The organism is Bradyrhizobium sp. 33ap4 (assembly GCF_032654765.1).
GTDB lineage: Bacteria > Pseudomonadota > Alphaproteobacteria > Rhizobiales > Xanthobacteraceae > Bradyrhizobium > Bradyrhizobium australafricanum.
Map to the genome: position 1 here is coordinate 14,612 of NZ_JAUMTJ010000028.1, position 14,752 is coordinate 29,363.

Consider the following 14,752-nt stretch of genomic DNA (forward strand, 5'->3'; position numbering starts at 1 on the left):
ACCTAATGACCGAAATTTGGTTGCTCTGACGAGTTCGTCGGCTTCCGGAACAGCACGAGCAAACAGTCTTCGTTGACCGACTCAGTGTGGCAATGCAGACGCTCGACCTCGAATAGACTCTCCTTGAAGAGAGCAATCACCGTTTCTGCGCCGGCAGCATGGCCCCAGCGTCGACACGTGGCATCACGTGCCGATCCGAACACCAGAGCGCCATTTGGTGCAAGCATACCCGACAGATTGCGGATGGCGGCGTGCATCTCGGCGACGTCCTTGAGGTAGTAGAGAACCTCGGCTACGACGATCAGATCGAACTGATCAGCCGTCGAGAACTGCTTAATGTCGCTGGTTCTCCACCTGATATGTGACCACCTCTTGGTTCGTTGCTGCGCCCGCTCAATCGCCTGTGGCATGACATCCACCACGGTGAGCAGTTGGCAATGGGGCGCCAGCATTTCGGTGAATGCCCCGGCGGCACATCCGACCTCGAGTGCATGCGCAACATCCCCGTTGCGACGGGAGATCCGGAGCATTTGCGCATAGCGCTCCTGCTCGAACGAATTACTATCCAGACGCCATGGATCGTCGACAGCCAACTCGCGTTCCAGTAGCTGGTAGTTGTTGTTGTCCGGCGTCATGGGGCGTTCAACCTACTTGTAGGCGCTCGATCGATCGTGACCGCAAATCTCGGTCGCGGCCACACTCGATGGAAGGTGCGAACGCTCGGACTTGCGAATTGCACCGGAGCTCGCCCCGCTTCTTGCAGAGCTTATTGCGGCGGTCGCGTGCGGGATGACAGCCTTCTTCTCTGCTTCGCTCGTCACGATGACCTTTCGCGACAGCCAGTCGCTATTGCTCAATGTACAAAGCGCATAAGCCTTCAGCGGCAGCAGGAGGAAGATGTTGATGGGCGTGTGGAGCGAGAAGCCGAGAAAACGCAGATCGCGAGCACGGAATGCCGCCACACTGCAACGGACCATCGTCATTGCCGCAATCGTCAGTACTGTCCACCAGGCCACCGACCCCGCGATGACAAATTGAGTGAGTGCAGCCAGCGACGACAAGGCGAGAAGCAAGGGGCCGAGATTTTGTCCGACGACATCTAGCGTGAGATAGCCATCGAGCTCGGGCAGCAAACGCAATGCAAGAAACGTGTCCCGAAAGGTACTGCGGGCCCAGCGAAGCTGCTGTCGCAGATATGGCCCAAGGCTGTCAGGCACCACGGTGGCCGCGATTGCGTCGGGAACATACTCGGTTCGATATCCAGCCTTGAGCATCAGGATCGTTAGATGACGATCCTCGCCGAAATCGCTTGGCTTTCCGCGGAAGAATTGCGTTTCGTATTGATCAAGCAGCATCGCGAGCGCCGAGCGACGATACATCGCACATGGGCCGCAGCAGCACATCACCGCGCCGAATCGAGCCTGGGCCGCTCGCTCCTCGTTGCAGGCCAGCCAGTATTCCATATCGATCAGCTTGGTCAGCCAGGTTTCGTTGCGATTGCTGGCCACCAATTGCCCCATGGCCGCGCCGACCTCGGGGTGCCGCATCTTCGATACAAGCTTCGTTACCACGTCGGCGGCAAGTATCGTATCCGAGTCGACGTTGAGCACCAGATCGCCGGAAGAACTTCGTATCGCTGCAATCTGCGCCTTGCGCTTTCCGACGTTCTTGGCAAGCAAAATGACGCGAAACCTCGGATCGTTCGCGTAGATTTTATGTACAGGCGCCACAAGGTCGCGATTTGCTGATCCGTCGTCGACGACATGGACTTGCAGCATTCCAGCGTAGTCTTGGCTCGCAAGCGACGCGAGGCATTCGGAGAGTGTGTCTGGATCCTCGTTGAAACAGGGCACGACGACATCTACGCTGGGCAGAGCCACCTCGGCTTGTCCTAGATCGTCCTGCAGCTGCGGGGTATTGGCCGGCTGAGCGTAAAGCGCTTGCGCGCTCTTGTAGACGGTCGAGAGCAGCGCATAAGACGAAACGGCGACAGCGCTGGTTGTAGCGAGCAGATCCATGGGGTGCCAGTTGTTCAGTGAAGTTGAGGAAGCGGATGGATTTCGAACCCGCGCCGTTGCAGTGCCGGAATCAGATATGACAGCGCCCTCACCGTCTGATCACGCAAAGTGGCATCCGTGCACGATCTTTCCTCGCCGGGAGGATATCCGTCGTGCAGGAGCACAATTGCACCCGGGCGAACAGCCGCCAGCACCGAGTTCACGATGCTATCAACCCCAGGGCGCGACCAATCTCTCGGATCGACCGACCAGTGCATAGCTGCGAGGCCAGCCTTGGCTGAAGTAGCAAGCACGTCCTGGGTCCATATGCCGTAGGGGGCCCGCATGTGCCTGGGCAGAGCCTGCGGGCATGCCAATCGAATCGCCCTGCTCGCCGTTAGCACCTCATCGTGGACCTCCGCCGGTTCGCATCGGGACAGATCGGGATGCGTCATCGTGTGGTTTGCAACCTCATGCCCTTCGGCGATCATTCGCCGAACGAGTTCGGGCTGGTCGGCCGCGTACGTGCCGATGACGAAGAACGTCGCCGGCACCCGATGTTGGGTCAGCACATCGAGGACGTCCGGCGTGCAGAATGGATTGGGTCCATCGTCGAAGGTCAAGTAGACCGAGCGACTTCCACTGACGTCACCGTAGTCGCGCCGCACCGCAGATAGGGGGATGAGTTCGTTCACAGCTCGGGTCCGTTCCGATCGATAATCATTCCGGCCGGCCACTCGCCCATTGAGCGTCCAACCGGGAACACCACCACGAGCACGTCTTCGACGCGGATCGGCGACAAATTAGGGTAGACATCTGCCTGGGTGGAGCGGACGCGAATGCCAGACATGAGGGTTGCCAGCCCCTGCCTTCCGACCAGTCTGGTAAGATGCTTCTCAAGCGCGGGCCGGACCGTACCAAAGCCGAACGGAACCCCAAGCTCCTGCAGCGCAGGATACATCACGCGCATCGAGTGGCTGATTCCAAGCCCCTCTAGATCCGGACGCACCGCATATAGTCCCAGTTCGGCCACGAGAAGATCGACGCCGCCAATCTTGATGAAGCGGCGCAGTAGGCCGATATGAGCGGCGACGCCGCGCGCGTCGTAACCGATTACGCGGCCCTCAGGTCTTGCACCGGCCCAACTTCGATTGCCTTCGAATGGCTGCGCATTGAACGCACCGGTCGGCCCGTAGCTCTTACGGAAGAAGTCGGCGAGCTCGGCATGATCGGCGAGCTGCAGCTCGTTTTCCCAGCGAAGGTTCCACTGGACTTGAGAGCGCGCAGAAGGATCTTCCGCGGAGCGGCACACAGCAATATTCATGGCGGGCTTTCCTACGCCAGTGGCGTTGAGAGCGGAGATGGTCACGTAAGCAACTCGCTATTCGCCGAACCGCTGATCAACACTGAAACGCGCTGACATGCGGCATCCAAGCTCGGCTCTCCTCGCCAGACCGCGCGAGAGCAGACCGAATCGGAATGGCGCCCCCGTTAGCGGCGAGACGATCGCGCAGCTCGCGCGCGTCGTTCCGGCCAATGCCATGGTCGACATATGCCCGGACATCCCAGTGAGGCGATTGGATTGCCCATAACCTATCTGCACCATGGAGGGGCTCCGCCGTGTCCAAGATCACGATCGACGCTACCGCATCGGGGGGCCGGCCATCGACGCGTGCGAGCTCATCGAGGGCGCACGCGACTGGCACCAGTTCAACTTCGGTCCTATGCATCTTCGACACGCCTTGAATTGCGATGAACAGGCGAGCCATTTGGCCGGTCGCCGGAAATATCTGGCATCCGCAATCTGCGCCTGCCGCTTGATCGCGACACTAAGGCGAGGCTGAGCGCGCCCTCAAGTGTACGCGGGTAAACCGCCGATATGGAAAGGGATGGAACACACATACGAAGGTTTAGCGAGACCTGCCTAGGGTCGCATCGCGTGCTCGTCGCACAGGGAAACGGCGCAATTCGCGTCCGGCAGAAGTACCCACGGCTCACACCGATTCGGTGGCCGCTCGCACGTCCAGGAGTTCTTCTTCGAGCTCGCGTGCGACCAGCAGCCATCGTGGTATGCCTAATTCATTTTCCAAACTGATGTTTGCTATCCAACATTCCGCAATTTGGTAAAATCGATTGTTTCGATAGAACACATCCACACAATGGATAGACCCACAACATGCGGTTCAAGGGACTTGATCTAAACCTTCTCGTTGCGCTCGATGCTCTGATGACCGAGCGCAACCTCACGGCGGCGGCGCGTAAAATTAACCTGAGCCAGCCCGCTATGAGCGCTGCGATCGCGCGGCTACGCAGCTATTTTCGCGATGAATTGTTTACGATGAGAGGTCGCGAGCTCGTCCCAACACCCGGCGCGGAGGCGCTTGCGGGTCCGGTTCGCGAGGCCCTGCTGCACATCCAACTTTCGATCATTTCTCAGGATGCGTTCGACCCGACTCAGTCGAGCCGACGCTTCAGGGTCATTCTCTCCGATTTCATGACAATCGTGTTTTTTCGGCGGATTGTCGATCGTATCGCGCAGGAGGCGCCCGCGGTGCGTTTCGAATTGCTGCCATTTTCCGATGAGCCTGGTGAGTTGCTCCGCCGCGGCGAGGTCGACTTTCTCATTCTGCCGGAACTGTTCATGTCGAGTGCGCATCCGAAGGCGACGCTATTCGAAGAGACCCTCGTGTGCGTGGGATGCCGCACGAACAAGCAGCTATCGCGGCCACTTACTTTCGAGAAATACAATTCTATGGGGCACGTTGCTGCCAAGTTCGGACGGGCGCTGAGGCCCAACCTCGAAGAATGGTTTTTGCTCGAGCACGGCTTGAAAAGACGGATCGAGGTCGTTGTGCAGGGCTTCAGCCTTATTCCGCCCATATTGTTGGACACGGGCCGTATAGGGACAATGCCGTTACGTCTTGCCAGACATTTCGAAAAGCGAATGCCCTTGCGGATCGTGGAGCCACCGCTTCCCCTGCCTGCATTCACGGAGGCAGTGCAGTGGCCTGCATTCCACAATACTGATCCGGCGAGCATCTGGATGCGGCGGATCTTGCTGGAGGAGGCATCCAACATGGCATCTGGGCATCGGGAACCCACAGCGCGCAGGCGCAGCTAGCTTCACCACAAGCCGCCCCCGCGGTTAATACAATCATACCATACCCGATCATTCGGCGGGCCTGCCGGCTTTCTCAATTCAGCGTCACGTACAGCCATGCTGCAAAGTGCGCGCGCGAGCCGCCAATGGACCGCCGGCTCGCGCACGTCATGATTTCACGAAATGTCGTTTAGTACGCGTGTCCTGCGGGCACGATCCGGCACCCCGGAAGGACTCACGTCGTCGGGTACCATGATATTTGGCGAGGCCAATTTAACCGCTTGAATCCGACACTGCGTCAGGTTGTAGTTTCGCCTCCTGACTAACGCTGCGCTGGTGGACGTCAATGGGTCGCATCGGGCCAACTCGCGAATATACGCGATAGGCACTTCGGCTGGTAACTCGACCAGGCCGAGTTGCCAGTGTGGCCCAGGATCGACGGAGCTTGATCAGGTTGGCGCCCGACGAGTCCAGAGGTAGGTCGGCGCCCCGGTCGCCCTACCGGCCATTCTGCGATGATCCGCGAGCTTTCTTTTCGCGATCGCGCCAAACGAACGAAGTTGATTCGGGCGAGCCAGCGCTGCCGCTTCAGACGCAGCCGTTGCCGCTCATTGTATGCACCGTAAAGACGATCGCGTCGGATAATTGGATATGCGTTTCAAAGGCCTGGATCTGAATCTTCTCGTTGCCCTCGATGCTCTTATGACTGAGCGCAGCCTTACCGCAGCAGCACGCAAGATTAACCTCAGCCAGCCGGCCATGAGCGCAGCTGTTGCTCGGCTGCGCTCCTATTTCCGCGATGAACTGTTTGCAATGAGGGGCCGGGAACTTGTCCCTACCGCACGCGCAGAAGGACTGGCGGCTCCCGTTCGCGAGGCTCTGATGCACATCCAACTCTCCATCATCGCCTGCGACGCGTTCGATCCGGCGCAATCGACCCGGCGATTCAGGATCGGCCTTTCCGACTTCATGACGGTCGTATTCTTCCGACATGTCGTAGAGCGCGTCGCACGAGAGGCACCCGCCGTCAGCTTCGAACTGGTGGCGCTCACCGATGAGCATGATGAGCTTCTTCGGCGTGGCGAGGTTGATTTTGTTATCCTGCCGGAACTATTCATGTCCAGCGCGCACCCACGGATAGCCCTGTTCGAGGACAGGCTTGTGTGCGTTGGCTGCAGCACGAACGGGCAGCTGCAGCGACGGCTTACATTCGACCGATATATGTCAATGGGCCACGTTGCGGTTAAGGTCGGAGTTGGGCGCAAACCTCCCATCGAGGAGTGCTTTTTGCTCGATCGAGCCCTCAACCGACGCATCGACGTTTTCGTGCAGAGCTACGGCATGATCCCGCCCATGCTGGAGGGCACGAGCCGCATAGGGACCATGCCATTCAGGCTCGTTCAGCATTTCGAAAAGATGGCGCCCCTTCGGATTGCCGAGCTTCCGCAGTCATTCCCCACCTTTACCGAGGCGGTCCAATGGCCCGTCCTTCACAACAGCGATCCGGAGAGCATCTGGATGCGAGAGATATTGTTGCAGGAGGCGGCTCGCATGACATCTGTACCTGACGAGTGCTCCATGATCTCCGCCTCGGGACAAGCGGAGACCGACGGAAGCTTGGCAAGAGCTGCCTCGCGGTTGTCGTAAGGACCTTTGCAGGCTACGCGAATTTCCGCCTGCATGTTTCGGCAGCTGCAATTTAGACTTCTCTGCCGACACCCATTCTTTGCTCATGAAAGTCCCGCGGCTTCGCTGCCTGAGCCGCGATCACGACGCTGTCGTGAACTCGCACATGAGTATCGCGACCGACATGCGGGCGACGGCTCAAGCCGCCCGTCGCATGTTTTTTTAGAGAGCCGCACATCAGAGACGAAGCACCATACGCCTGAAGCTCGCTCAAGCCAGGCCCTACACAACGCTGCCTCGCCTGGCAGCCATATATAGATGACTGAGATCGGCTCGGAGCGCGCCGACTACTCTCAAAGCTAGTAGCTCTCCTAACGCGCGCGGCCGATTCGTTTTCGCCGAGCCGCACAGCCCTCACACCGATCGGTTACGGAGGTGGCGGGACTCGCTCGTGCGATTCTGCAGAGCACCGCGCACCTGTGTTGCCTTGTCGCATCACCTTAAAGTGCATCGCATCTTCATCGCTCTGCGCCGCCGGTCCGACTTCTTTTGGCCCTACCGCGGCCAAACGTCTTGACGACGTGCGCTGCCCTGGCGCAATGACAACAAGGAGCTGAACGTTGGAACAGTGCAGCGGCGTATTCGATCCGGAAGAACTTTCTGTCTTAGGAAGCCTCTTTGACAGCGCAATCGCCGCGTTACCGCCGTCGATGCGAACTTCTGAAAATCGCGCAGCGGTTGCCAGACTCATCTTGGAGCGTGCAGCGATCGGCGAGTCTGGACTGGCATGTCTGATGAACTTGTTGACCACCATTTCCCCTCAGGGTTGATCGCCAGCCATTCTAAGGATAGTCACCATCTCTTACGCTGGAATAGAAGACGATCCAGCTAGAGCTTTGAAATAGCTTGAATCACACGTGACGTCAGGTTGTAGGCTTTGAAATTGAACAACATGAGCAAAGCTACACCACGTAGGCGTCGATGGCGCATTGGCGAACTTGCAGAGGCGACCGGAGTGACGGTACGCACGCTGCATCATTATGAACATACGGGACTGCTAGCCGCATCAGAACGGACTGACGGCGGTCATCGGATGTACGATCGCGAAAGCGTTCAACGGGTTCATCAGATTCGAGCGCTACGTGAGCTTGGCTTCTCCCTTCTCGAGATCCGCAAGGCTATGGAGGGCACGACTTCACTGATTGATCTCCTACGCAAACATTTGGAGCGGATCGAGCTTCAAGTCGCTCGAGCAACCCTGTTGCGAGATCGTTTACGTGACATGACGACGGACAGTGAAGTCCAGGTCAGTGTAGACGAGCTGCCTGCCGCCTTGGTGGCCATGTCTCGGGTTGAGACGCGTAGTCAAACCTCGCGATGCACCTGTAAGCTGGCCGCCGAGCGCGACGAGAGGTGGCGTCGGATTCGCGACGAGCTGCGCGATTGTATGGATCGAGGCGAACACCCCTGCGGTGAGCGAGCAAAGGCTGTCGCAGTTGCAGCGCGGTTGCTAATCGGCGAAATCGCCGGAGCTGATTCACGCGTTTCCACGATCCTCAAGGTCCTTGCGCGGTTGAGCGCCCCGCGCAGTCTGGCGGGTTGGGATCCCAGTCTTATGCAGTATCTCGATCTCGCCCTTGTGGGCTTGGAAGATCAGCCGTACTGACGCCCTGGCGCAGCGCGCGCGGAATTGTCCCTCTGTCTTGGCCATCTAGATGAGAGCCGTTGACGCCTCGTACACGAGCTCCAGGCGCGGCGGCCGAGTGCGTGGCTCAATCGGAAAGATCTTCACGCCTGGCCCCGTCGAGCCGCCCGCCGGGGCCATGATCAGACGCATCCTCAAAAAAGAGCTTGAACCGCACGTAACGTCACATTGTAAGCTCTGGTTGCGGTGTGGCCGAGCTGGCGCGCACGACTTCGCTCGGCAGCAGCAACCGCATCGACGTCCGGAGACAAGTCGGACCGCCAACGCAGGCGGCTCACTTCAGGTGAACATTGGAGCTCTACAATGTTGGGTAGGCGCTACGCTTTGGCTGCAAGTGCAGCACTGCTCTTTAGCGCTCTCGCCTCGACCACGCGCGCCTCCGACGTCAATATTGCCGTGGCTGGTCCTATGAGCGGAGGCAGCGCTGCGTTTGGCGCACAAATGCGCGATGGGGCGGCTGCCGCCGTCGAGGCCTTGAACGCATCGGGCCAACTTTCAGATAGCAAGCTGATATTGACTGTCGTCGACGACGCATGTGACCCCAAGCAAGCCGTCGCAGTTGCGAACAAGCTCGCAGCAGAGCGCGTGCGGCTGGTCATTGGTCATTTTTGCTCTTCTTCGTCGATTCCAGCCTCCGACGTCTACGACGAAGCGGGCATCCTTCAAATGTCACCTGGTTCGACAAATCCTCAGCTGACGGAACGTGGTCTTAAGACGGTATTTCGGATCTGCGGCCGCGACGACCAACAGGGGCTCGTTTCAGCTGAGCATATTCACAAAAACTACCGTAACGAGACGATCGCAGTGCTCGATGACAAGAGCACGGCAGGCAAGGGCATTGCCGATGTGGTCGCGGCACAGCTTCAGAGATCGGGTCACTCCGTCATTCGACAAAGTTATGTGGCTGGTGAAAAGGACTATGCTGCACTGATCTCAAGGATGAAGAAGGAGGGGGTACGGGTAGCCTATATCGGCGGATATCATACCGAAATTGGACTGATCGTACGCCAAGCATCGGAAGCGGGTGCCGGCCTCACCATCATGGCGAACGATCCGCTGATGACCTCTGAATTCTGGGCCATTACCAGCAGTGCCGGAAATGGCACGTTGTTCACCTTCATGGACGACCCTACCAAGAATGCCAACGCGGCAGGCATCGCGGCCAGACTCAAAGCTGCCAACCTCTCCGCCGAGGGCTACACGCTTTACGCCTATGCCGCGGTCCAAGCATGGGCAGAGGCGGTGAAGCGGGCCGGCTCGCTCGATGCTCGAAGGGTCGCCGACGCCCTTCGTTCGCGCCCGGCCGATACCGTAGTCGGCCCAGTTCTGTTTGATTCCAAGGGAGACAACGCGGCTCCTGGCTTTCTCGTTTACCGTTGGCGCGACGGGCATGTTGAAGCCGTCGAGCAGAACTGATCGGGGCGATGCGTAGCCTGCCACAATTCACCCGAGGACACAGATGATGAGACACCCTGACGACCTTAGTGCAGCGATACTCGGGTGCTCTCTTATACTCGCGGCCTTCGGAGCATTTTTTGCGCTCGCTGCGGCTCTCGCACAGCTGCCTGACGTCGATCCGCAGGCAGATGAGTTACGACAGATGATAGACAAATAGTACCCGTGCCAACCTTCAGTGTTGCTACTCGACCTTGCCAAGCTTGTCTCGATCAGTTCGATGCTTGCCCTCTTTGGTTCGCCGGATCTTTCTCAAATAATCCTTCCATGCCTTCTGCAGCGGCTAGGCGAATGGCGGTTCAGTCGCAGAACTTAGCCATGAAATTCGATTTGCAGCGACAATTTGCGCGATTGAGTGCGCATGCTGACAAATGCACTTGCGCGCTCCAAACTATGGCCATTGCCGGGCCGTGCGAAACACCGCGAATTGCGCACGACAAGACGACCAATTGGCGTTCCGGCCATCCCACTCTCCACGCGACGCGCGTCAAATTTGTCTTCAATGAGACCTCATTGTCGCTATCTGCCGCCTTAGTCGGAGGCTTGTTGCTACCCTTGCACAGCAATGCCGGTCTGCAAGGAACGGATCTAACTGGGGGCGAGCCGCCGCCAAGCCGCCCGGCGCCACGTACAAATCGGCGCTATTCACACGATACAGAATATTTTCAACGTCGGTGTGATCCGCCAAGCTATCGGCGTCCGCATCTTTGGGCGCCGTTTTGCCAAGGACAACCTTTGGCCTATCCGGCCTGAAAGACGGGAAGTTGCAGCATACTTCATTGAGCTCGAATCTTCTGGAGCACCTTCCGACCCAGATTTCGCCCTGGCGCGCGGCAGATGACCTCTTATTGGGCATTTGCTCCAGCTGGCGAGCAACTCTTGCCGCAACAAGGGCGGACAGATGAAGCGATCAAGATTCACCGAAGAGCAGATTATCGCGATATTGAAGGAGCATGAGGCTGGTGCGAAGGCGGCCGACGTAGCTCGCAGGCACAGGACCTCTGAAGCGGAGATCTACAATTGGAAAGCCAAGTTTGGCGGCATGGACATTCCTGCGGCCAAGCGACTGAACGCCCTGGAAGAGGAGAACGCGAAGCTAAAGATGCTACTGGTCGAGCACATGCTCGGTGTGGCGGCGCTCCGCGAGCTTCTGCCAAAGTAGTGGTCAGGACTGCAGATCCTCATGACCCAATCACCTCGTGCTAGCTCAGCCACCATACCCCAATGAGCGGATCAAGAGCAGTCAAATACCGGGCAAGCCGTCTTTGAGCGCGGCGGCACCAGGCAACCCAGGACTCCTGGTCCAAGAACGGAGATGATCAAGTGAAAAGCAGCCCTCCTTCAAAACTAACGTGCGGAATCTTCGACCATTTGGACGACGACGGCCGCGATGTCGCGCGACAATACGAAGATCGCCTCAAATTGGCGGAGGTGTGCGATTCCCTGGGCTTCTACGCGTATCATCTGGCCGAGCACCATTGCACACCACATGCTAGAGGGCCGTCACCAAATCTTTTTTTATCTAGCGTCGCGCAGCGCACTCAGAGACTGCGCGTTGGCCCGCTGGTCATGTTGCTCAATCTCTATCATCCCTTGCGCGCATTCGAAGAGATCTGCATGCTTGACCAATTGAGCGGCGGCAGACTTGAGCTCGGCATCGGACGCGGTTCGCTGCCGACTGAATGGGGCTATTTCGGCGTCAGCGCGGACGCGGCGCCAGAGCGTTATGAGGAGGCCAGCGAAATCCTGAATGCCGCGCTGAAGGGGCACACGCTATCCTATCACGGACGCTTCTTTGAGCTGAGCGAAATACCTTTGACCATGAGGCCTCATCAGCATCCACATCCGCCGACCTGGATCACGAGCAATCGGACGGAGTCGGCAGAGTGGGCTGCTGCAAATGGCGCCAATCTGGCGTGCCTGGGCCGCTCCTCAGCGGTCCGAAACATTACGGATGCGTTCCGCTCCCAGCGGGCGCGCATTGCGCCAGCGGACGATCGGGAGCCGTTTCTTGGTTTGCTCCGCATGGTCGTGATCGCGCAGTCTGACCGAGATGCCCATGTAGCGGCGGAAATGGCTTACCAGCGATGGCTCGAGAGCTTCAAGTTCGTTTACGAGCTGAACGCCATTCCGACGCCACCCACCCTACCGCTGACCTTCGATGCAGCGCTCGATAGCGAATTATGCGTCGTCGGAACGCCAGCTTCCGTTCGACGACTCCTTCTTAGCCAGATGGAGGAGGCAGGTGCCAACTACCTACTTTGCCAGCTTGCCTTCGGGAACCTTCCGTTGGAAGCTTCTCTATACACCGCAACCACAATCAGATCTGAAATCATCGCTGGCTTTGGCTGACAATCACTATCCGATCTTGGCACCTCAGAGGAGCTGCGCGACGACGTTTATCTATGATCGGCCGTCCTGCAGAACGGGCGAATTCAGATCTCCTGCCTTACTCAGCAGGAGGTCCGCAGACCCATGAGGACACGGTCGCATCGATCACCCGCCATGGCGGCCGGTCTGCCGGTGTCGTCGGAGGTGACGTGAACTGGCTTGGAGAACGGCGGCATGACAAGCCGGCTCGATTCGCATGCGGTTGGCATTGTGCGTCATCGAAGAACAGATCCGCCACGATCGAGTATGCTATCCGCCGGTTGGATGCGTCCCATCAAAACTTTCGATTTTACCGGTTTTAACCAAATGTCCCATAGTCGATCGCAGATTTCCGGAAAACATCCTTCGCGAACCACGTGTGACAATGGAACCATTTTGCTTTGAGCATGGTTGCAGGGCAACTCCACCCGCCCGTGTCTGCCCCAACGATCCCTCCCTAGCCCGCAAACCCCGGCACGCGCCGCCCACGTTTGGTCAGATGGCAGATCGCAACGTCGCGCGCGCAATCTACCGCTTAGTCGCAAACCTAATTGTCATCATGCTGAAGGCGCCCGAGAAGATCAGCTCTCACGAACTCTTATTGGCTGGGGTCCATGCGTGCGCCGGCTAGAATTCCAATAGGCGACTTGCCCTCGCAGCCAAGGCGAACCGGACCTATCGCCCTGAACCTCCTGCCCGCGCGATCAACCTGGCGCTGTGACGGCTCGCAGACGGTACAGGGCCGTCAGCGATCTGACTGCCGGATTTGCAAGGCATATTTTCTCAGGCCACGAGGAAGCACAGCAGTCGATGTGTGTGGCAGGACCGGCCACACAGTATCACTGCGCGCTCCCCTAAGTCGTCGTCGTGGGGGATCCTTACTGGGCTCGCCGGCTCAGTGCTGCTCGTCGCCGGCAACCCTCACTCGCGTCCTGCAAACTTGTACCGTGGTCATCTCATTTTATGCACCGCCCTCGACCGACTGCAGCAGGGTACAGCTGCAGCCGCAACTCGTTCTAGCCATGCGCCTGCAGCCCCGCTAACGGGACAAACGACGCATTCTCTTTACTCTGCCTAGCGCGCTTTCATTACTCTGGAGCAACACCATGGAACTTGATCCTTCCAATTCACGCATAGAAGACCTGACGCACCGCATCGACCTGCAACTTGACATCGTGGCCGCCCTCGTCGGCGAGGAAGGTAACGGGTTCGAGGCGGTCAGACTGCTCAATGCACACACAAACGAAATGATAAATGCGGAGCTAGCGCTCGGTCAGCTCGCCGATGCGAGGGCCAGCGGCTGCAATGGCGACGGGCAGGCGGCGCGGATGCTCCGAGACCGCGGCGTCTATCATCCAGAAGACCTCCAAATTTTGGGACGCCTTTTCGATCAAGCGGTGGCGGCCTTACCTGAGGCTCTGCGCACCCCTGCCAACCAGTTGAAGATCGCTACCCTGATTCTCTCCCGTGCAGCGGAGTGAGATTCTATTTCGAGTTTTTTCGTCGGTTGACGGCGCGATCAGGGTCTGATCAGAGTTGGGGCACGGCGTGCTGCGGTTTAACGTACCCAGCACCGCAGCAAGCCTCAGATTGGATTTACTTGTCGTCGCGCGGAGCGCGTCGCGTGCACTGCTTTTTCCGTTTGCAGCCGTCAGTATCGTCACCGGATTCGAACGGATCCCGTCGCGCTAAGCGATCTTGCGCGGGAGAGGACCCGTTTGCCCCTCGATCTCAGCTGGGCTTCTCCTGTATCAAGTACTTCATGGCTATGTATTCTGTATGCCGCAGCCAACCCGACGGCGGACAGCGAATGAACGCAACGCATGCGGCGACGTACAGGCAAGGTCTTCTCGTCCGATCTAGTGTTTGACGCTTGGCTCAATGGTTTGGCACTCGCGTTGCGGCGGCATTGACCCTTACCCCACGATCTCCACTCCACGACGTCTTGCAGGGCGACACGAACCAGATCATCACAATTGCCCTGCACCTCGTCACCACTTCTCTACTGCATTCCACAAGACGCACACTTCAAGCCATCGGTTACGCGCAGGGATTGAACAGCAGAACGACGGCCACGCCGCCGACATATGTCACAAAGCAAACAAATCCTGTCCGGAATGCGTCCCGCACTTAGCAGATGACATCGTACAAAACGAGTAATGTACAAAACGGACAGCACTTGGCTTCGACCCCTTCTTAGCTCGAGGTTGCGCATGCGGTGAACGGTCTTTCCTTAGCTTCGACTGTAGCGTCGATTGGTCCGGACCGATCTTCTGATTTCTTCGAGCCACTACTGACAGCAGGCAATGCGGGCAATCAGCAGAGAAGCGCGCGACAACGCATACTTGCCGTCAAATGATTCAGAATCATTCGAATTGAAGCGCGCACCACCACGTTCGGTCATCCGCGCTTCAACAAGCATCTATATAAATTCGCTCGCAGCGCCGAGATCAGCTCGACACGCGAGCACGCCTAGGGATCCGACCTCTTCACAGCTGG

The 14,752-nt window shown here is 58.3% G+C and carries 11 protein-coding genes and 1 pseudogene; 7 read left to right on the forward strand and 5 right to left on the reverse strand.

What is annotated here, in order from left to right; all coding sequences use genetic code 11:
• Nucleotides 1-2: 2 nt before the first annotated feature.
• Genes nodS through Q2M23_RS21935 form a run of 4 tightly spaced genes read right to left on the reverse strand, consistent with a single transcriptional unit; the run spans nt 3 to nt 3,321 of the window.
• Nucleotides 3-635, reverse strand: a complete 633-nt coding sequence (nodS, locus tag Q2M23_RS21920) for a nodulation methyltransferase NodS (RefSeq protein WP_316397002.1) — start codon at nt 633-635, stop codon at nt 3-5.
• A 12-nt stretch (nt 636-647) separates the two neighbouring features.
• Nucleotides 648-2,018: a chitooligosaccharide synthase NodC gene (nodC, locus tag Q2M23_RS21925; RefSeq protein ID WP_316397003.1), complete on the reverse strand. Its 1,371-nt coding sequence runs from the start codon at nt 2,016-2,018 to the stop codon at nt 648-650.
• Between the two features lie 14 nt (nt 2,019-2,032).
• A complete protein-coding gene (nodB, locus tag Q2M23_RS21930; protein WP_316397004.1) occupies nt 2,033-2,692 on the reverse strand; it encodes a chitooligosaccharide deacetylase NodB in 660 nt (219 codons plus the stop codon).
• Nucleotides 2,689-3,321: a NodA family N-acyltransferase gene (locus Q2M23_RS21935; RefSeq protein ID WP_316397005.1), complete on the reverse strand. Its 633-nt coding sequence runs from the start codon at nt 3,319-3,321 to the stop codon at nt 2,689-2,691. The genes nodB and Q2M23_RS21935 overlap by 4 nt, the downstream gene beginning before the upstream one ends.
• A gap of 852 nt (nt 3,322-4,173) precedes the next feature.
• On the opposite strand from Q2M23_RS21935, the gene nodD1 reads away from it, so the two are divergent.
• The 7 genes and pseudogenes from nodD1 to Q2M23_RS21970 all read left to right on the forward strand — a co-directional run bounded on the left by nodD1 (nt 4,174) and on the right by Q2M23_RS21970 (nt 13,734).
• Complete coding sequence (gene nodD1 / locus Q2M23_RS21940) at nt 4,174-5,118, forward strand: transcriptional regulator NodD1 (RefSeq protein ID WP_316397006.1); 945 nt, start codon at nt 4,174-4,176, stop codon at nt 5,116-5,118.
• A 630-nt stretch (nt 5,119-5,748) separates the two neighbouring features.
• Complete coding sequence (nodD2, locus tag Q2M23_RS21945; protein ID WP_316397007.1) at nt 5,749-6,744, forward strand: transcriptional regulator NodD2; 996 nt, start codon at nt 5,749-5,751, stop codon at nt 6,742-6,744.
• A 931-nt stretch (nt 6,745-7,675) separates the two neighbouring features.
• Nucleotides 7,676-8,389 carry a MerR family transcriptional regulator gene (locus Q2M23_RS21950; protein ID WP_316397008.1) on the forward strand — a complete coding sequence of 238 codons (714 nt, stop codon included), beginning with the start codon at nt 7,676-7,678 and terminating at the stop codon, nt 8,387-8,389.
• A 342-nt stretch (nt 8,390-8,731) separates the two neighbouring features.
• A complete protein-coding gene (locus Q2M23_RS21955) occupies nt 8,732-9,844 on the forward strand; it encodes a branched-chain amino acid ABC transporter substrate-binding protein (protein WP_316397009.1) in 1,113 nt (370 codons plus the stop codon).
• A 940-nt stretch (nt 9,845-10,784) separates the two neighbouring features.
• Nucleotides 10,785-11,042, forward strand: a pseudogene (locus Q2M23_RS21960) (transposase); the annotation flags it as partial.
• A gap of 164 nt (nt 11,043-11,206) precedes the next feature.
• The gene (locus Q2M23_RS21965; RefSeq protein WP_316397010.1) at nt 11,207-12,235 is read left to right on the forward strand and encodes an LLM class flavin-dependent oxidoreductase; all 1,029 of its coding nucleotides are present in this window, start codon (nt 11,207-11,209) and stop codon (nt 12,233-12,235) included.
• A gap of 1,124 nt (nt 12,236-13,359) precedes the next feature.
• The gene (locus tag Q2M23_RS21970) at nt 13,360-13,734 is read left to right on the forward strand and encodes a NolY (protein WP_092083564.1); all 375 of its coding nucleotides are present in this window, start codon (nt 13,360-13,362) and stop codon (nt 13,732-13,734) included.
• Between the two features lie 809 nt (nt 13,735-14,543).
• On the opposite strand, the gene Q2M23_RS21975 is transcribed toward Q2M23_RS21970, so the two are convergent.
• Nucleotides 14,544-14,675 (reverse strand): hypothetical protein, encoded by a 132-nt coding sequence (locus Q2M23_RS21975; RefSeq protein ID WP_283848635.1) that lies wholly within the window; start codon nt 14,673-14,675, stop codon nt 14,544-14,546.
• Nucleotides 14,676-14,752: the final 77 nt, after the last annotated feature.

Bases quoted from the DNA above. Each gene is read 5' to 3' on its own strand.
- nodS (WP_316397002.1), bottom strand. From the start codon at position 635: ATGACGCCGGACAACAACAACTACCAGCTACTGGAACGCGAGTTGGCT.
- nodC (WP_316397003.1), bottom strand. From the start codon at position 2,018: ATGGATCTGCTCGCTACAACCAGCGCTGTCGCCGTTTCGTCTTATGCG.
- Q2M23_RS21935 (WP_316397005.1), bottom strand. From the start codon at position 3,321: ATGAATATTGCTGTGTGCCGCTCCGCGGAAGATCCTTCTGCGCGCTCT.
- nodD1 (WP_316397006.1), top strand. From the start codon at position 4,174: ATGCGGTTCAAGGGACTTGATCTAAACCTTCTCGTTGCGCTCGATGCT.
- nodD2 (WP_316397007.1), top strand. From the start codon at position 5,749: ATGCGTTTCAAAGGCCTGGATCTGAATCTTCTCGTTGCCCTCGATGCT.
- Q2M23_RS21950 (WP_316397008.1), top strand. From the start codon at position 7,676: ATGAGCAAAGCTACACCACGTAGGCGTCGATGGCGCATTGGCGAACTT.
- Q2M23_RS21955 (WP_316397009.1), top strand. From the start codon at position 8,732: ATGTTGGGTAGGCGCTACGCTTTGGCTGCAAGTGCAGCACTGCTCTTT.
- Q2M23_RS21970 (WP_092083564.1), top strand. From the start codon at position 13,360: ATGGAACTTGATCCTTCCAATTCACGCATAGAAGACCTGACGCACCGC.
- Q2M23_RS21975 (WP_283848635.1), bottom strand. From the start codon at position 14,675: ATGCTTGTTGAAGCGCGGATGACCGAACGTGGTGGTGCGCGCTTCAAT.